Origin of the sequence: Streptomyces sp. NPDC058663, from assembly GCF_042716745.1 — a bacterium.
GTDB lineage: Bacteria > Actinomycetota > Actinomycetes > Streptomycetales > Streptomycetaceae > Streptomyces.
The window spans coordinates 23,751-41,572 of record NZ_JBHXRV010000028.1; the positions used below are offsets into that span (position 1 = coordinate 23,751).

Annotated in this window: 16 protein-coding genes; 11 read left to right on the plus strand and 5 right to left on the minus strand. The window is 72.2% G+C overall.

Going from position 1 to position 17,822, the window contains the following annotated elements:
• Positions 1-135: 135 nt before the first annotated feature.
• A complete protein-coding gene (locus ACFWVV_RS21125) occupies positions 136-960 on the plus strand; it encodes a TIGR02452 family protein (protein WP_384353627.1) in 825 nt (274 codons plus the stop codon).
• 62 nt (positions 961-1,022) lie between these two features.
• On the opposite strand, the gene ACFWVV_RS21130 is transcribed toward ACFWVV_RS21125, so the two are convergent.
• A complete protein-coding gene (locus tag ACFWVV_RS21130) occupies positions 1,023-1,421 on the minus strand; it encodes a type II toxin-antitoxin system PemK/MazF family toxin (RefSeq protein ID WP_384353680.1) in 399 nt (132 codons plus the stop codon).
• Positions 1,422-1,557: 136 nt separating this feature from the next.
• Between ACFWVV_RS21130 and ACFWVV_RS21135 the strand changes: the two genes are divergently transcribed.
• Positions 1,558-2,766 (plus strand): glycosyl hydrolase family 18 protein, encoded by a 1,209-nt coding sequence (locus tag ACFWVV_RS21135; protein ID WP_384353624.1) that lies wholly within the window; start codon positions 1,558-1,560, stop codon positions 2,764-2,766.
• A gap of 75 nt (positions 2,767-2,841) precedes the next feature.
• Here the strand turns inward: ACFWVV_RS21135 and ACFWVV_RS21140 are convergent, their stop codons facing one another.
• Together ACFWVV_RS21140 and ACFWVV_RS21145 are read right to left on the minus strand one after the other, a co-directional pair.
• Positions 2,842-3,537 (minus strand): alpha/beta fold hydrolase, encoded by a 696-nt coding sequence (locus ACFWVV_RS21140; protein WP_384353620.1) that lies wholly within the window; start codon positions 3,535-3,537, stop codon positions 2,842-2,844.
• A gap of 107 nt (positions 3,538-3,644) precedes the next feature.
• Positions 3,645-4,895 (minus strand): MFS transporter, encoded by a 1,251-nt coding sequence (locus ACFWVV_RS21145; protein ID WP_384353616.1) that lies wholly within the window; start codon positions 4,893-4,895, stop codon positions 3,645-3,647.
• A 201-nt stretch (positions 4,896-5,096) separates the two neighbouring features.
• On the opposite strand from ACFWVV_RS21145, the gene ACFWVV_RS21150 reads away from it, so the two are divergent.
• Both ACFWVV_RS21150 and ACFWVV_RS21155 read left to right on the plus strand, forming a co-directional pair.
• On the plus strand, positions 5,097-6,122 hold the full coding sequence (locus ACFWVV_RS21150) for a LacI family DNA-binding transcriptional regulator (protein WP_384353613.1): 1,026 nt from the start codon (positions 5,097-5,099) through the stop codon (positions 6,120-6,122).
• A gap of 306 nt (positions 6,123-6,428) precedes the next feature.
• Positions 6,429-7,616 carry a thiolase family protein gene (locus tag ACFWVV_RS21155; protein WP_384353610.1) on the plus strand — a complete coding sequence of 396 codons (1,188 nt, stop codon included), beginning with the start codon at positions 6,429-6,431 and terminating at the stop codon, positions 7,614-7,616.
• Between the two features lie 111 nt (positions 7,617-7,727).
• On the opposite strand, the gene trxA is transcribed toward ACFWVV_RS21155, so the two are convergent.
• Positions 7,728-8,120: a thioredoxin gene (gene trxA / locus ACFWVV_RS21160; protein WP_384353607.1), complete on the minus strand. Its 393-nt coding sequence runs from the start codon at positions 8,118-8,120 to the stop codon at positions 7,728-7,730.
• Positions 8,121-8,245: 125 nt separating this feature from the next.
• On the opposite strand from trxA, the gene ACFWVV_RS21165 reads away from it, so the two are divergent.
• From ACFWVV_RS21165 to ACFWVV_RS21195, 7 genes are all read left to right on the plus strand, one after another.
• The gene (locus tag ACFWVV_RS21165) at positions 8,246-9,694 is read left to right on the plus strand and encodes a dihydrolipoyl dehydrogenase family protein (RefSeq protein ID WP_384353604.1); all 1,449 of its coding nucleotides are present in this window, start codon (positions 8,246-8,248) and stop codon (positions 9,692-9,694) included.
• Positions 9,695-9,931: 237 nt separating this feature from the next.
• Positions 9,932-10,384, plus strand: a complete 453-nt coding sequence (locus tag ACFWVV_RS21170; RefSeq protein WP_384353601.1) for a cupin domain-containing protein — start codon at positions 9,932-9,934, stop codon at positions 10,382-10,384.
• Between the two features lie 286 nt (positions 10,385-10,670).
• Positions 10,671-11,546 carry an SGNH/GDSL hydrolase family protein gene (locus tag ACFWVV_RS21175; RefSeq protein WP_384353598.1) on the plus strand — a complete coding sequence of 292 codons (876 nt, stop codon included), beginning with the start codon at positions 10,671-10,673 and terminating at the stop codon, positions 11,544-11,546.
• A gap of 255 nt (positions 11,547-11,801) precedes the next feature.
• Positions 11,802-12,830: an L-threonine 3-dehydrogenase gene (gene tdh, locus ACFWVV_RS21180; RefSeq protein WP_384353595.1), complete on the plus strand. Its 1,029-nt coding sequence runs from the start codon at positions 11,802-11,804 to the stop codon at positions 12,828-12,830.
• Between the two features lie 156 nt (positions 12,831-12,986).
• Complete coding sequence (locus ACFWVV_RS21185; protein ID WP_384353592.1) at positions 12,987-14,180, plus strand: glycine C-acetyltransferase; 1,194 nt, start codon at positions 12,987-12,989, stop codon at positions 14,178-14,180.
• Entirely contained in the window at positions 14,177-15,091 is a 915-nt protein-coding gene (locus ACFWVV_RS21190) for a LysR family transcriptional regulator (protein WP_384353589.1), read from the plus strand. The genes ACFWVV_RS21185 and ACFWVV_RS21190 overlap by 4 nt, the downstream gene beginning before the upstream one ends.
• A gap of 167 nt (positions 15,092-15,258) precedes the next feature.
• Entirely contained in the window at positions 15,259-17,193 is a 1,935-nt protein-coding gene (locus tag ACFWVV_RS21195) for an ABC transporter ATP-binding protein (protein ID WP_384353586.1), read from the plus strand.
• A 98-nt stretch (positions 17,194-17,291) separates the two neighbouring features.
• On the opposite strand, the gene ACFWVV_RS21200 is transcribed toward ACFWVV_RS21195, so the two are convergent.
• A complete protein-coding gene (locus tag ACFWVV_RS21200; RefSeq protein WP_384353583.1) occupies positions 17,292-17,741 on the minus strand; it encodes a nucleoside deaminase in 450 nt (149 codons plus the stop codon).
• Positions 17,742-17,822: the final 81 nt, after the last annotated feature.

A 17,822-nucleotide genomic window follows, 5' to 3' on the forward strand; every position in this document is an offset into this window, starting at 1 on the left:
TCTCGCGTCGCACAAGAGTACCTTTGAGCCGCCGGAGGGGCGCGGTGAAAGGCTCCGCAGGCAGAGCCCCCGAATCACCGCTCGCGGCACAAAAGAGTTTGTGCGTACGCCTGTACGAAGGTGAACATCTGCCCTGTGAGCGCACGACTACGCGGTATCGCGAAAGAAACCGAGGCGATCGTCGGGGTGGGCGAATACACCGCCCCCGGCGGCCGGGCCGTAGCGCTGGGGGGCGCGCTGGAGGCAGCCCTGACGGGCACCCGCACCTACGGCCCCGAGCCGGTCCCCGCGGACCCCGGCACCGACCGCACCACCCGCTTCGAGGTCACCGCCGAGAGCAGCACGGAGGCGGCGCGAAGGATGACCGCCGCCGCCGCGGACCCGGTGGCGGTCCTGGTCTTCGCGTCCGCGCGCAATCCCGGCGGCGGCTACCTCAACGGAGCCCAGGCCCAGGAGGAGGCCGTCTGCCGCTCCTCCGCGCTGTACGCGTGCCTGCTGCGGGCGCCGGACTTCTACGCCCACCACCGGGCGGAGCGCGACGTGTTCTACACCGACCGGGTGATCCACGCCCCTGGAGTGCCGGTCTTCCGGGGCGACAGGGGAGAGCTGCTCGCCACCCCGTACACCGTCGGGTTCCTCACCTCGCCCGCCCCCAACGCCGGTGTCGTCCGGCGTACTTCACCGGGTGCGATGCACCGCATCCCCGGTGCGCTCGCCCGGAGGGCCGAACGCGTCCTGGAGACCGCGGTGGCCTGCGGCTACCGGCGCCTCGTGCTGGGGGCCTGGGGGTGCGGGGTATTCCAGAACGACCCGGCGACGGTGGCCGGATCGTTCCGCCAACTCCTCACCGGCGACGGGCGGTTCGCCCGCCACTTCGACGAAGTGGTGTTCGCCGTACTGGGCCGCACCGGGCGGGGGCAGGCCCTCGGAGCGTTCCGGGAGGCCTTCCCGGCAGTGTGACACGAGGGCCTGCCGCACCTTCCACGTGCCGCTCGTGCCCCAGGCCACCGATCTTCCGGCCCTCAGCTCCAGCCGTACAACTCCCGCAACCTGTTCACCACTTGATCGAACCGGACCCGGTCCAGCGCGCACGCCTCCCGGCGCATCCCGGCCTCGTGCACCCGCAGCACGCGGTCGAGATCCACCCAGGAGTCGCGCCCCGCACCGTCCCAGGGGCCGGAGCCGATCGCCAGCCACTCCCGGTCGTGGTCGTGCCGCTTGCTGGACAGCCGTACGGCGAGCAGGGTGCCCGCCTCCTCGCGGGCCACCACCAGCACGGGGCGGTCCTTGCCCCGACCGTCGTTCTCCTCAAAGGGCACCCAGGTCCAGACGATCTCACCGGGATCGGGGTCGCCGTCGCACTCGGGGGCGTACTCGGTGCGGACGGGGCCGATCCCGTGCGGGTCGGCCTCGGTCGTCATCGCCGGGCCGGAGCTGCCCGGCAGGTCCCTGGGGTCGTCGAGTGAAGTCGTCACGCCCGCCAGGGTAGGGGACCCGGCCCCACCGGTCGGCCCAGTCCGCGCGGCGGTGCCGCCCGTGGCCCCGCAGGCTCTGACCATGCGCCACCTCACGCTCCTCGCCGCCCTGACCGCCGCCACGCTGCTCGCCGGACCGGCCGCCACACGCGCGGAGACCGGACATGCCGACTCGCGCGCCGACACCGGACGCGCCGCCGACTCGGGCCCGGACGCCGGACGCGCCGCCGACCCGGGCACCGACACCGGGCATGCCGACTCGCACGATGGCACCGGACGCGCCGCCACGCACACCACCCCCCGACACACCGAACCCACGCACCCCACCCGCCCCCGCACGGCGAAGCCCGCGCGTACCGTCTCCGCCTGGCTGCCCTACTGGAACCAGGAGACGGGCTACGCGGACGCCCTCGCCCACGCCCGCCAGCTCCACACCGTCAGCCCCTTCTGGTACGAGCTCAAGGCCGCCGACCGGGTGACCGCACACCCCGGCGCGGAGCAGAAGCGCATCGTCGACGGCCTGCACCGGGCCGGCATCAAGGTCGTCCCCACCGTCAACGAGGCACTGCCCGCGGGCCGTCTCGCCGCCCTCGTCACCAGCCCCGCCCAGCGCGCCCTCCACGTGCGCACCCTCCTCGGCATCGCCGCGCGGGGCGACTACGACGGGCTGGAACTCGACTACGAGTCCCTCGCGACCACCGGGGACGCCACCTACCGGAAGGTCCGCGCCGGGTATGCCGCACTCGTCACCGAACTGTGCACCGCGCTGCACCGCCGCGCGCTGACCTGCGCCGTCGCGGTCTCCCCGCAGACCGACGGCAATGGCCGGATCTGGGACTACCCGGCGCTCGGCCGGGCCGCCGACCGGGTCCGCATCATGGGCTACGACCTGCACTGGCGCGGCGGCATGCCTGGCCCCCTCTCCACCCCCGGCTGGTACGACCGCACCCTCGCGCACGCCACCGCGCTCATCCCGCCCGCGAAGATCGAGATGGCCCTGCCCGGCTACGGGTGGGACTGGGCGCCCGGCGCCCCGACGCGGCACGTCACCTGGAAGGAGGCGGAGGCACTGCGCAAGCGCGAGGGCAGGCCGTACACCTTCGACAAGCAGGCGGGCTCGCCCCGCTTCACGTACACCGAAGGGCGCACCGAGCGCACCGTCTGGTACCAGGACGCCCGGGGTGTCGCCGCCCATCTCCCGGCGCTGCGCAAGCACGGGGTCACCGGGACCGGGCTGTGGGCACTGGGCTTCGAGGACCCGGCGATGTGGGAGGTGCTGGCGCGCGGCTGACCCCGTGCCCGGCAGATCGCGCACGGCGGAGCGGCCGGTCCCCTGGCGGAGGGACCGGCCGCTGGTTCCGAACGGTTAGATCCAGCCATCCAGCGAGGACATGAAACCGTTGAAGTCGTCGCGCTGGATGGTGTGTCCGGCGCCCGCGACCGTACGGACCTCGAAGCCGCGGGCCCGCAGCAGCGCGACCCGTTCCGTGTTGATGAGCATGCTCGGGTCGGCCAGTTGCACCAGCGACGGCACCACCGGTTTCGCCGGCAGCAGATCGCGGCCCTTCAGGTCGGCCAGGCCCAGGGCCGAAGCCTCGTCCCAGAGCGCCAGCGTCGCCAGCTCCACGTCGACGTCCTCGTCGGCCCAGCGCGGGTTCAGCGCCGCGACGGTCTCCCGGGAGGCGCCCTTGAACTCGGCGAACACCTCCGGGCCGAATCCCTCGGGCAGCTCCAGGTGCCAGGCCGGGTCGGAGTACACGGCACGCCGCGGGCGCAGCCGGTCCACGGCGAGGGAAAGGGTGAGCCCGCCCAGTGAATGGCCGATGGCCAGCTCCGCGCCTGCCGGGAGCGTCTCGACGAGGTCGTCGGCGAACTCCTCGGGGGTGTACGAGCCGGCGCGGTCGCTCAGACCATGGCCGCGCAGGTCCACCGCGAGCACGCGGTAACCCTTTGCGGCGAGCGCGGGGCCGACGGTCCGCCAGGCGCGGTGGTCGGCCATGATGCCGTGGATCAGGAGGGCGACGCGGTCGCCCTCGCCCCACGTGTGGGTGTTCAGCTGCACGTGCGTGCCTTTCCGGGTGATGCGGACGGAGCGTGGTGAGTCTGCCTCGGGCCGGCCGGGGGTGGCGCCGCGGGGGCGTCGTGGCCGGGCCGCAGGGCAGTGCGGGATCAGCGGACCCCGCGGATCGGGTAGACCGCGAGTGCCCCCAGCAGGGACAGGGCAGCGGCCACCAGGAAGAGGGCCGTGTAGCCGCCGGAGAGCTGGACCACCAGACCCGCGACGAACGGGGCGGCGATCTGCGGGCCGGCGTTGGCGACGTTCAGGATGCCCATGTCGCGGGCGGCGTCCTCGGACTTCGGCAGCACCATCGTCACCAGCGCGGTGTCCACGGCCATGTAGCAGCCGAAGCCGAGGCCGTTGACCGCGCCGAAGACCAGCATCGCAGTCCAGCTGGCGGACAGCGCCGGGAAGATCATCGCGACGGCTGCCAGCAGCGCGGAGACGCCGACGAACAGCTTGCGACGGTCGAACTTGTCGGACAGCCAGCCGCCGAGGACGGTGGAAAGGACGGAGGCGGCCGAGTTGACCATCGTCAGGATCGCCGCCGCGGCCGCGGGCTCCATGCCGCCGGGCAGCTCCGTGTGGTCCTGGAGGATGAACAGCTGGAAGCCCAGCACGCCGAAGTAGCCGAGGACGAGCAGGGCGCGGCCGATGAAGGCCCACCGGAAGTCGTGGCTCGCCAGCGCGCTCGCGAAGGACGTGACCTGCTCCTTGAACGGAACCGGGGGCTTGCCCGGACGGCGCTCCTCTCGGGCGCAGGTCGTGAAGACCACGGCCGTCACGGCGACCATCGCGCCGAACACCAGATAGCCCGTGCGGTAGTTGTCGGAGAAGGCCGCGCCGACCAGCGCGCCGACGGTCGAACCGAGGGGGATGCCGAGGCCCACGGCCGCCGAGGCCCTGCCGCGCGAGGCCACCGGGATGCGGTCGGGCACCACCGAGGTCAGGGCCGCCTGGTAGAAGTTCATCGCCGCCTGCCCCAGGCACCAGACGATCGTCACCAGAAGGACGGTGTTGACGCTGCCCAGCAGCGCCATCACCCCGAACGCGCCGATGCCACCGCCCAGGATCCACGGATTGCGGCGACCCGAGCGGTCGGACAGCGCGCCGGCGACCGGATTGAAGACGGTCGCGAAGACGGCGGACACACCGGAGACGACGGTCATGTTGCCGACCTTGTTCGCCGGGTCGATCCCGGCGACCTGGAGGGCCAGGACAAATCCGGGCACGCCGATGTAGAGGGCGTACATGGCGGTGTTGCCGAGGAGCAGCAGCGGCAGCAGCCCTCGGGTGGGGCGGGGCGTCCGGTCGGAATCGGTAGCGGCTGCCGAGCCGGTACCGGGGTGGGAAAGGGCCACGCTGCCCTCCAGTGTGTGGTGGGAGACCAAGGGGACGAGGGGAGAGCTCTGCCCCCGGGAAACCTGGAAGGGGGTGGGTGAAGGGAGCTCCGAAAGGCTGAGGTGACACGTGTCAGTGACGCGTGTAAACGCTTTGTAGCACCGAAATCCGGCCATCCGCTAGACCCTGTGCCGCACCCGTCTGGAAAGATGCCGAACGCGATGAGCCAGACACCGAAGAAGTCAGCCGACCAGACCGTCCCCACCAGTACCGATGTCGCACGACTGGCCGGAGTTTCGCGCGCCACCGTGTCGTACGTGCTCAACAACACCTCGGCCGTACGGATCAGCGAGCCCACCCGCCGCCGGGTCCGCGAGGCGGCCGAGGAACTCGGTTACGTGCCGCACGCCGCCGCCCGCAGTCTGCGGGCGGGCCACACCCGCATGGTGCTGCTGCCGACCGCCCACATCCCGGTCGGCCCCCTCTACGGCCAGTTCTTCAACGAACTCCACTGGGCGCTGCGCAACCTGGACTACACGGTCGTCCAGTACGGCAGCCTCGGTTTCACCGGAGACGAGGCGGCCCGCGCCTGGGCCGAACTGCGCCCGGTCGCCGTGGTGTCGCTCGGTGAGATCACCCTGGACGCCCGCGGGGTGGAGCTCCTCAAGCGCTCCGGGGCCAAGGCCGTCATCACCATGGGGCCGCAGCGGGTCGAGGGCGCACACTCCCTGGTGATGGACCAGCGCGAGGTCGGCATCGCCGCGGCCGGGCACCTGCTGGAGCGCGGCTACCGCAGGATCGGCGCCGTCGTCCCCGAGGAACCGGGCCTGGACCTCTTCGCCAGACCGCGCCTGGCCGGCCTGCGCAAGGCGGTCGCCGGCACGGAGGCGAGCATCGAGCCGCTGAGCATGCGCTACGACGAGGAGTCGGCCACCGCCCTCGCCGCACGCTGGCGGGACCTGGGCCTGGACGCCGTCTTCGCCTACAACGACGAGTACGCCCAGCTCCTGATGCGCGCCCTCCAGGACGCGGGCATCAACGTGCCCGGCGACTGCGCGGTCATGGGCGCCGACGACCTCCTGATGGGCAAGCTGCTGCGCCCCAGCCTGAGCACGGTGCACATGGAGCTCACGCCGGGACAGCACCTCGCGGACCTGGTGGACCGGCTGGTGCAGCACCCGTCGGGGGCGGAGCTGGAGAGCCACGACCTGATGGGCGCGCACGCGGTGGCCCGCGAGTCGAGCTGACCGCCCGGCCCGGGACGATCCGCCCCGGGACTGTCCCGGGCCGGGACCGCCCGGGACCGCCCGGGACCGCCCGGGACCGCCCGGGACCGCCCGGGCCCCGGCGGGCGGTGGCTCCTGCCGGTGGCTCCTCCCGACGGCGCCGCGGCGTCGCGTCCGCCGTTGACAGCCGACGGGACCCGGCAGAGACTCGGGCGCGAGTGATCAAGGGCGATCGCGGGCGGTACGGGTACGGGGGCGGCATCCCGTACGGGTACGGACGCCGGTGGGGCCCAGGCCCGAACGCCCGCCATCCGGAGGAGAGTTCCGATGCCCACCATCCGTGACGTCTACGTCGTCGACGCCGTCCGCACACCGATCGGCAAGTTCGGCGGGGCGCTGTCGGGGGTACGCCCCGACGACCTCGCCGCCCATGTGGTGCGGGCCCTGGCCGACCGCAGCCCCGACCTCGACCCGGCCCGTATCGACGACGTCTACTTCGGTGACGCCAACGGCGCGGGCGAGGACAACCGGGACGTGGCCCGCATGGCGGTGCTGCTCGCCGGACTGCCGGTGACCGTCCCCGGGGTGACCGTCAACCGGCTCTGCGGGTCCGGACTCGAAGCGGTCGTGCAGGCGGCCCGCGCCATCGCGCTGGGCGACGCGTCGGTGGCCATCGCGGGCGGCGTCGAATCGATGTCCCGGGCGCCGTACGTACTCCAGAAGCCCGAGCGGGCCTTCCCCGCCGGCCACCAGCAGCTCCACTCGACGACGCTCGGCTGGCGGATGACCAACCCGGCGATGCCCGCCGAGTGGACCGTTTCGCTCGGCGAGGGCGCCGAGCTCGTCGCGGACAAGCACAAGATCGGCCGCGAGGAGCAGGACGCCTTCGCCCTCGCCAGTCACCACAAGGCGGCCGCCGCCTGGGCGCAGGGGCTCTACGACGGCGAGGTCGTGCCGTACGAGGGGGTGGCGCTGCTGCGCGACGAGTGCATCCGGGAGTCCTCGACACCGGAAACCCTGGCCAGGCTGAAGCCCGTCTTCCGCCCGGACGGCACGGTCACCGCCGGCAACTCCTCGCCCCTCAACGACGGAGCCGCCGCCCTGCTCCTCGTCGACGAGGAGGGGCTGCGGGCGACCGGCCGCGAACCGCTCGCCCGGATCCGGTCCTCCGCCGTCACCGGCATCGAACCGCAGCTCTTCGGGCTCGGGCCGGTAACAGCCGTCGACAGGGCCCTGTCCAAGGCGGGCCGCACCTTCGCCGCTCTCACCACCTTCGAGCTGAACGAGGCGTTCGCCGCCCAGTCGCTGGGCTGTCTCGCCGAGTGGCCGGACCTGGACCCGGCCGTGGTCAACCCGCGCGGCGGCGCGCTCGCACTGGGCCACCCGCTCGGCGCCTCCGGAGCGCGGCTGGCGGGCTCGGTCGCCCACCAGCTGGCGGCCGCGGGATCGGGCACCGGGCTGGCCGCCCTGTGCATCGGCGTCGGCCAGGGGCTCGCACTGGTCCTGGAGCGCTGACAGCCGCAGAGCACGGGGCATGTCCGCCGCCCGGTGGGGGAGCGGCGGACATGCCGGTGGGCGCCGCCCCGTCGGTGCGGCGCCCACCGGGCGTACGGAAAAGTGAGCGGTTCAGCCGGCGTCCGGCTGCTCGCCGGCCCCCTCCGTCTGCGCCTTCTCGATCGACTTGCGCACCTCGTCCATGTCCAGGTTGCGGGCCTGGCCGATGACGTCCTCCAGGGCCGCCTCGGGCAGCGCACCCGGCTGGGCGAAGACCGCGACGTTCTCCCGGACGATCATCAGCGTCGGGATCGACTGGATCTCGAAGGCGGCTGCCAGCTCCTGCTGGGCCTCGGTGTCGACCTTGGCGAAGACCAGGTCCTCGTGACGGTCGGAAGCCCCCTCGTAGACCGGAGCGAACTGACGGCACGGGCCGCACCACGACGCCCAGAAGTCGATCAGGACGAAGTCGTTGTCGGTCACTACGCTGTCGAAGTTCTCTTTGGTCAGCTCGACAGTGGCCATGGTGTGCTCCTCTTCCGTCATTCCGGACGTCGCCGTCACCGCACAACGGTGTACGGCAGCGCCCTATTCCGAGAGGGCGCCTTCCCCTGTGGTCGCGTCGCACACCACCCGACAGACTGTGCTTCATGACAGCTGACACAGGAAACGGGAACACGTCCGGAAGCCTTGCCTACGACGTGGTGGTGCTGGGCGCGGGCCCGGTCGGTGAGAACGTCGCGGACCGTGCCAGGGCGGCCGGGCTGAGCGTGGCGATCGTCGAGCAGGAGCTGATCGGCGGCGAGTGCTCGTACTGGGCGTGCATGCCCAGCAAGGCCCTGCTGCGGCCGGTGACCGCGCGGGCCGACGCCCGCCGCGTCCCCGGACTGAAGCAGTCCGTCCAGGGACCGCTCGACGTCCCCGCGGTGCTGGCCCACCGCGACTACTACACCTCGAACTGGCAGGACGACGGGCAGGCCGGCTGGCTCGAGTCGATCGACGTGGCGATCCACCGCGGCCACGGGCGCCTGGACGGCCCCCGCAAGGTCACGGTGGAGGCCGCAGACGGCTCCGTCACGACCCTCACCGCCCGCCACGCCGTCGCCGTGTGCACCGGCACCAGGGCCCTCGTTCCCGACCTGCCGGGTGTCGCCGACGCGAAGCCCTGGACCAGCAGGGAGGCGACCAGCGCCGAGCGGGTGCCGGACCGGCTGGTGGTCGTGGGCGGGGGAGTGGTCGGCGTGGAGATGGCCACCGCCTGGCAGGCCCTGGGCTCGCAGGTCACCGTGCTGGTCCGGGGCGAGGGGCTGCTGCCGAAAATGGAGCCGTTCGCGGGCGAGCACATCGCCCGGGCCCTCCAGGAAGCCGGAGCGACGGTACGCACGGGCGCGTCCGTGGCGGCCGTGGATCGGCACGGCGCGACCCTGACCGTCACCCTGGAGGGCGGGGAGAAGATCGAGGCCGAGGAGATCCTCTTCGCCGTCGGCCGCGCCCCAAGGACCGACGACATCGGCCTGGAGACGGTCGGCCTCAAGCCGGGTTCCTGGCTGGACGTCGACGACAGCTGCCGGGTCGCGGACTCGGAGTGGCTGTACGCCGTCGGCGACGCCAACCACCGCGCGCTGCTCACCCACCAGGGCAAGTACCAGGCCCGGATCGCGGGCGACGCGATCGGCGCCCGCGCGCTCGGCAAGCCCGTGGACGACGCCCCCTGGGGCCGGCACGCCGCCACCGCGGACCACGCCTGCGTGCCCCAGGTCGTCTTCTCGGACCCCGAGGCCGGCTCGGTCGGCCTCACCCTCGCGGAGGCCGAGGCCACCGGCCGCAGGGTGCGTGCCGTCGACTACGACATGGCCTCGGTCGCCGGAGCGGGCCTGTACGCCGACGGCTACCAGGGGCATGCCCGCATGGTCGTCGACCTCGACACCGAGACGCTCCTCGGCGTCACCTTCGTGGGCCCCGCCGTCAGCGAACTGGTGCACTCCGCGACGGTCGCCGTGGTCGGCCAGGTGCCCGTGTCCCGGCTCTGGCACGCCGTCCCCTCGTACCCGACGATCAGCGAGGTGTGGCTGCGCCTGCTGGAGACCTACCGCGGCTGAGCACGGGCGGTGGGCGGGCGTTCGCGCGGTACGGCCCGGCGCGCGCCCACCCGTTGCCCGGCCGGGAACCGGCCGGGGCCTCTCCCGCCCCGGTGCGGATCTCACCCCGGTGCGGATCCCGGCCCCCGGGTGAACCGGCTCACCCTTCCCAGCGTTCAGGGGAGGGGCAGGAAAACGCGCACAGTTGTTCTCTTTGCTCCGCATTCTCTTCATCGAGCATCGAGCAAGGAGCTCAACATGTTGGATCGTCGCTCTCTCCTGAGGACCTCTGGCGCGGCGGCAGCCGGCGCGCTCGGCGCCGCCGCTTTCGCCTCGGCCGCCGAGGCTTCCACGCCGTCCCACGGGCATCGCCCGTCCGTTCCCGACCCGACGGCCGGTGTGACGCGCACTCTGCTGCAGGAGAACCCCTCGCCCGCCAAGGGCTGGAAGACCGTGCAGACGCTCGTCGAGATCCCCCGGCACAGGCAGTCCGGCCGCCACAGCCACCCCGGGGTGGAGGTCGGATACATCGTCCGGGGCGACGTGCTCATGGAGTTCGACGACGGGAGCACCCTGCGGCTCCGCACCGGCGACCCCTTCTTCATCCCCTCGGACACCGTCCACAACGCCCGCAACGTCGGGAAGGTGACCACCAGGATGCTGTCCACCTATGTCGTCGACGAGACCAAGCCGCTGGTGACCCCGCACTAGCCTCGTCGGCCGAAGCCGAACCCTTCACGTCGAGTCCGAAAGGGAACGGGCCTGCCAAGGGGGCAGCAGCGCGACAGGTTCCGCAGTCCCGTGACAGGTCCCCGGTCGTCGTCAGTGCCGCTCTCCACCCGGTGCCGACGACGACCGGCCGCGGCGGTAAAGGGCGAGGCCAGAGGTGAACCCAGGGGGCGCCGCCGTCGTAGAGGCGAAGGACACGCCCGCACGCGTCGCGTGCCCGAGGGCAGGCCGGCTATTCGTTCGGCCACTTTCATCTCAAGGGGATTTCATGGCCCGTTTTCGCCCGTACTCGACACTCCGCAGAGGGATGGTGACGGCTGCCGTCCTCACCGCCTCGTTGCTGACCTCCGGGGCCGCTCCGGCCGCCGCGGCCGGTGGCTCCGGGCCGCGTCCGGTCAACCACTACGTGGCCCTCGGTGACTCCTACGCCGCCGGAACAGGCCTGTCCCCGCAAACGGACGCGGCGTGCATGCGTGCCCAGGGCAGCTACCCGGCGTGGATCGCCGAGACGTACAAGCCGTCCGTCGTCAAGGACGTCACGTGCGGCGGCGCCACCACACGCTCCTTGTGGAACCACGAGGGATCGGCCGCACCCCAGGTCAACGCCCTCACCAGGGACACCGACCTGGTGACCGTCACGCTCGGCGGCAACGACCTCGGCTTCTCCTCCGTGCTCACCAGGTGCGTCCTGGCCGGCCTCACCACGCGGGAGGGCTCTCCCTGCAGGGACAGCGCGGCGAAAGACGTGGACGCGGGCTTCGCGAGGCTGAGCACGCGCCTGCCCGACATGCTCACCGACATCAAGCGGCGCAGCCCCCACGCGCGCGTCGTGGTGGTCGGGTACCCCAACCCGTTCCCCGCCGACGGGAGCACGTGCGGTTCCTCCGTGCCCCTGGCCAAGGGTGACGTCGTCTGGCTCCACCAGACCACGAACCGGCTGAACTTCATGCTGGAGCTGGCGGCCCTTACCCAGAAGGCCGAGTTCGTCGCCACCTCGCCGGTGTTCCGGGGCCACGACATGTGCCGGCCCTCCTCCGAGCGGTGGATCAACCCGCTGCTGCCCCAGACGTCCGGATCCGCGCATCCCAACGCCGTCGGCCATCTGATCACCGCCGTCGAGGTGTACGAGCGACTCAAGAAGTAGTCACCCTCCTCCCCGGGGCCGAAGCGGCGTTCCGGCCCCGGGGAGGCCGGGACGCAGGCACCGGGGAGGTATGTGATCCGGGTGGGCTGGTGTGCGAATGAAGCTCGGCTTGGGGGCCGGTTAAGAAAACCTCGATGGACGCGGCCCGTCCGGATGGGCAGATTGGTGCCCGCAAGCGATCATCACGAGCACTGCCCCGAATCAGCACTGCCCCGGCAGTGCTGCCGCCGCACCGCACCGCCTGGAGCCACAGCCATGAGAGCACTCGTCAAGCACAAGGCCGAGCCCGGGCTGTGGCTCATGGACGTGCCCGAGCCGCAGACAGGGCCCGGGGACGTGCTCATCAAGGTGCTGCGTACCGGCATCTGCGGCACCGACCTGCACATCCGCAACTGGGACGGCTGGGCCCAGCAGGCCGTCAGCACGCCCCGGGTCCTCGGCCACGAGTTCGTCGGCGAGGTCGCGCACACCGGCGCGGACGTCCAGGACATCAAGGTCGGTGACATCGTCAGCGGCGAGGGCCACCTGGTGTGCGGCAAGTGCCGCAACTGCCTGGCCGGGCGCCGTCACCTCTGCCGCTCCACCGTCGGCCTCGGTGTCGGTGTGGACGGTGCGTTCGCCGAGTACGTGGCCCTGCCGGCCTCCAACGTGTGGGTGCACCGCACCGAGGTCGACCTCGACGTCGCCGCGATCTTCGACCCGTTCGGCAACGCCGTGCACACCGCGCTGTCCTTCCCGCTGGTCGGCGAGGACGTCCTGATCACCGGCGCAGGCCCGATCGGCATCATGGCCGCCGCCGTCGCCAAGCACGCCGGCGCCCGCAGCGTGGTGATCACCGACGTCAGCGAGCCCCGCCTGCAGCTGGCCCGCGAGGTCGGCGCCACCCTCGCCGTCAACGTCGCCACGAGCTCCATCGCCGAGGCCCAGGCCAAGCTGGGTCTCAAGGAGGGCTTCGACATCGGCCTGGAGATGTCCGGCCGCCCCGAGGCCATGCGCGACATGGTCGACAACATGACGCACGGCGGCCGCATCGCCATGCTGGGCCTGCCCGCGGAGGAGTTCGCGGTCGACTGGTCGAAGATCGTCACGTCGATGATCACCATCAAGGGGATCTACGGCCGCGAGATGTACGAGACCTGGTACGCGATGACCGTCCTGATCGAGGCCGGACTCGACCTGCGTCCCGTCATCACCGGCAGTTACGGCTACCAGGACTTCGAGGCCGCGTTCGACGAGGCAGCCACCGCCCGCAGCGGCAAGATCATCCTCGACTGGACCGTGTGACCGGACCGTCCGGCTCGACCTGGCCGTCCGGCTCTGCCGGACTGTCCGGCTGTACCGGATCTTACGGCTCGACCTGACCGTCCGGCTCGACCGGGGCACCCGGCCGGGCCGGGCCCGTCCGCCCCTCCGCCGCCCTTCCTCCAAGGAGCCCCTCCCATGTACGCGTCCGTCCGTGACGACCTGCGCGCCACCCTCGACGAGATCCGCGAGGCCGGCCTCTTCAAGCCCGAGCGCGTGATCACCAGCCCGCAGTCCGCCACCGTCGGCGTCACCGCCGACGGGCAGACCGCCGAGGTTCTCAACTTCTGCGCCAACAACTACCTCGGCCTCGCCGACCACCCCGAGGTCGTCGCCGCCGCCAAGGAAGCCCTGGACCGCTGGGGCTACGGCATGGCCTCGGTCCGCTTCATCTGCGGCACCCAGGACGTCCACAAGGAGCTGGAGGCACGGCTCTCGGCGTTCCTCGGCCAGGAGGACACGATCCTCTACTCCTCCTGCTTCGACGCCAACGGAGGCGTCTTCGAAACCCTGCTCGGCCCCGAGGACGCCGTCATCTCCGACGCCCTCAACCACGCCAGCATCATCGACGGCATCCGCCTCTCCAAGGCCGCCCGGCACCGCTACGCCAACCGCGACATGGCCGAGCTGGAGGCCAGGCTCAAGGAGACCGCGGGGTCGCGCCGCCGCCTCATCGTCACCGACGGCGTCTTCTCCATGGACGGTTACGTCGCCCCGCTCCAGGAGATCTGCGACCTCGCCGACCGCTACGACGCCATGGTCATGGTCGACGACTCGCACGCGGTCGGCTTCGTCGGAGCGGGCGGCCGCGGCACCCCCGAGCTGCACGGTGTGATGGACCGCGTCGACATCATCACCGGCACCCTGGGCAAGGCTCTCGGCGGCGCCTCCGGCGGCTACGTCGCCGCCCGCGCCGAGATCGTCGCCCTGCTGCGCCAGCGCTCGCGCCCGTACCTCTTCTCCAACTCCCTCGCCCCGGTCATCGCCGCCGCCTCCCTCAAGGTCCTGGACCTGCTGGAGTCCGCGGGCGACCTGCGCGACAAGCTCGCCGCCAACACCGCGCTGTTCCGCAGGAAGATGACCGAGGCGGGCTTCGACATCCTGCCCGGCGACCACGCCATCGCCCCCGTCATGATCGGCGACGCCGCCGAGGCCGGACGGATGGCCGAGCTGCTCCTGGAGCGCGGCGTGTACGTGATCGGCTTCTCGTACCCGGTCGTCCCCATGGGCAAGGCCCGCATCCGCGTACAGCTGTCCGCCGCGCACTCCACCGCCGACGTCGAGAGGGCGATTGCGGCGTTCGTCGACGCACGGGCGACACTGGCTGGGTGATCGACCCCAGACGGCTCCGCATTCTGAGGGCCGTGGCGGACCACCGTACGGTGACCGCCGCGGCCGCCGTGCTCTACCTCACCCCGTCCGCCGTGTCCCAGCAGCTCAACGCGCTGGAGCAGGAGACGGGGCACGCCCTGCTGATCCGCACCGGCAAGGGGGTCGAGCTGACCGCCGCGGGCGAGATCCTGCTCGCCCACACCCACGAGGTCCTCGCCCAGCTGGAGCGCGCCGAGGCCGAGCTCGCCGACTACGCGGGCGGGGTGGCGGGCGAGGTGGCGGTCGCCTCCTTCGCCACCGGCATCGCCGAGGTCGTCGCCCCCGCCGTGGGCCGCCTCGCGGGCGAGCACCCCGGGATCCGGCTGCGGGTGTGGGACGCGGAGGGCGACGAGAGCCTGCCGCTGGTGTTCGGCGGCAAGGCGGACGTGGCGGTCGCCGTCGAGTACCGCGGCGCACCCCGCGAGGACGACCTGCGGCTCGCCCGCGTACCGCTGTACGCCGAGCCCTTCGACGCCGTGCTCCCCGCCGGCCACCCCTTGTGCGAGGGCCCGCACGTGGCCCTCCCGGGACTCGCCGACAGCGACTGGATCGGCCCCTACCCCGGCAACCCCTGCCACGACATGGTGCTGCGCGCCTGTGAGCTCGCGGGATTCGAACCGCGCCTGCAGCACTCCTCCGACGACTTCCGCGCCGTGGTCGCCCTGGCGGGGGCGGGGGCGGGCGTGGCGCTGGTTCCGCGGTCCGCGTTGCGCGGCATGGAGCTCAAGGACGCCGTCGTACGCCCGGTCAGCGGCCACGCGGCGACCCGCAGGGTGTTCGCGGCGGTCCGGCGGGGGTCCGAGGGGCATCCGCTGATCCGCCCGGTGCTGGACGCGCTGGTCACCTCGGCGGGCGGCCTGTCCACCGGCTGAACCCCCGGGGCGGGACGTCAATCCGGCCGTGCGGCGGACCCCGTTGGGTGGGTGCTGCGGGAATGGGTTGACCCCAAGTCCGGTTGAGGTCCTAGCGTGCTCAGTGCTCCCCGGACTGCTTCGGCCGACGGGAATGTGAGCGTCGGACAAGCACCCGGAGGCACCCCGTGGACATGGAAGTCACCGCCTGGACGTCGATGCACAGCGTCATGACGGCGCAGGAGGACCGGCGGCCGTTCTCCCGGGCCACCCTGCGCCGCATCGCCGCCTTCGCCGCACCGCACCGCACCAAACTGTTCCAGTTCCTCGTACTGAGTGTCGTCACCGCCCTGCTCGCGGTCGCCACCCCCGTCCTCGCGGGCCGGGTCGTCGACGCCATCGTCAAGGGCAACGAGACGGGCACCATCACCCGGCTCGCCCTGCTCATCGCCCTGATCGCCGTGGTCGAGGCGGGCCTCGCACTCGCCACCCGCTTCCTGTCGGCAACCCTCGGCGAGGGGCTGATCCTCGACCTGCGCACCACCGTCTTCGACCACGTCCAGCGCATGCCGGTCGCCTTCTTCACCCGCACCCGCACCGGCGCCCTGGTCAGCCGCCTCAACAACGACGTCATCGGCGCCCAGCGCGCGTTCAGCAACACCCTCTCCGGCGTGGTCTCCAACCTCGTCACGCTGCTCCTGACGCTCGCCGTGATGCTGAGCATCTCCTGGCAGATCACCCTGCTCGCCCTGGTGCTGCTCCCGGTGTTCGTGGTGCCCGCGCGCCGGATGGGCTCGCGGATGGCCAGGCTCCAGCGGGAGGCCGCCGGGCACAACGCCTCCATGGGCACCCAGATGACCGAACGGTTCTCCGCCCCCGGCGCCACCCTCATCAAGCTCTTCGGACGGCCCGCCGAGGAGTCCGCGGCCTTCGCCGCCCGGGCGGGCCGGGTGCGCGACATCGGGGTCCGCACCGCCATGGTGCAGTCCACCTTCATCACCGCGCTCACCCTCGTCTCCGCCCTGGCCCTCGCACTGGTCTACGGGCTCGGCGGGTACTACGCCCTGCGTGGCAGCCTCGAACCCGGCGCGGTCGTCGCGCTCGCCCTCCTGCTGACGCGCCTCTACGCCCCGCTGACCGCGCTGGCCGGCGCCCGTGTCGAGGTGATGAGCGCGCTGGTCAGCTTCGAGCGGGTCTTCGAGATCCTCGACCTCAAGCCGCTGATCGCCGAGAAGCCGGACGCCCGCGAGGTCCCCGAGGGGCCGGTCTCCGTCGAGTTCGACGGCGTCACCTTCGGCTACCCGGCCGCCGACAAGGTGTCCCTCGCCTCCCTGGAGGACGTCGCCACCCTCGACAACCGCGGCGGCACCGACGTCCTGCACGACGTCTCCTTCCGCGCCGAACCCGGCCGCATGGTCGCCCTCGTCGGCTCGTCCGGCGCCGGAAAGTCCACCATCGCGCAGCTGCTGCCGCGCCTGTACGACGCCGACGAGGGCGCGGTGCGGATCGGCGGTGTCGACGTGCGCGACCTGAGCGCCGACTCCCTCCGCAAGACCCTCGGCATGGTCACCCAGGACGGCCACCTCTTCCACGAGTCCGTACGCTCCAACCTGCTCCTGGCCCGCCCCGGCGCGAGCGAGGAGGACATCTGGGACGCGCTGCGCCGAGCCCGCCTCGACGCGCTCATCTCCTCGCTGCCCGACGGTCTCGACACCGTCGTGGGGGAGCGCGGCTACCGGCTCTCCGGCGGCGAACGCCAGCGGCTCACCATCGCCCGGCTGCTCCTTGCCCAGCAGCGCGTGGTCATCCTCGACGAGGCGACCGCCCACCTCGACTCCACCTCCGAGGCCGCCGTCCAGGAAGCACTGGCGGAAGCGCTGGAGGGGCGTACCGCCGTCGTCATCGCCCACCGGCTGTCGACCGTACGGGCGGCCGATCTGATCCTGGTCGTGGAGGACGGGCGGATCGTCGAACGGGGGACCCACACGGAACTGCTGGCCGCGAACGGGCGCTACGAGCAGCTGTACCGGACCCAGTTCGAGCGCCCCGGCACCGAGCAGGGCCGTACCGAGCAGGACCGTACCGAGCAGGACCGTACCGAGCAGGCCCACCCGGTCGCCTGAGCGAGGAGCCGGGCCGGAGCCGGAACGGGAGACCCCCGCTCCGGCTCCGGCCCCGCCCCTGACGGAGAGTGGCCTTCCGTCGGCCCCTCGGCGGGCGGCTATGCGCCGATGTCCTCGTTCCACAGCTCGGGGCGGGCCGCGATGAAGTCCCGCATCATCCCCACGCACCCGGGGTCGTCCAGCTGCACGATCTCCACACCGTGTTCGGCCAGCCAGTCCTGCCCGCCCCGGAAGGTCTCCGACTCGCCGACGACCACCCGCGAGATGCCGAACTGCCGCACCAGACCACTGCAGTACCAGCACGGGGACAGTGTCGTCACCATGGTGGTACCCCGGTAGGAGCGCTGCCGCCCCGCATCGCGGAACGCCGAGGTCTCCGCGTGCATCGACGGATCGCCGTCCTGCACCCGCAGATTGTGGCCGCGCCCCAGGAGTGCGCCGTCCGCGCCGTACAGTGCCGCGCCGATCGGGATGCCGCCCTCGGCGAGGGAAGCCCTTGCCTCTTCGACGGCTGTCGCCAGCCACTGACGGGCCCTTGCCTGATCCATGGTTTCTGCTCCTGGCTCGGTGGGGGTATCCAGAGACGCGCCCGGCTCTGTGGGACGCGGGGCCACCCGGTAGCACGGGCC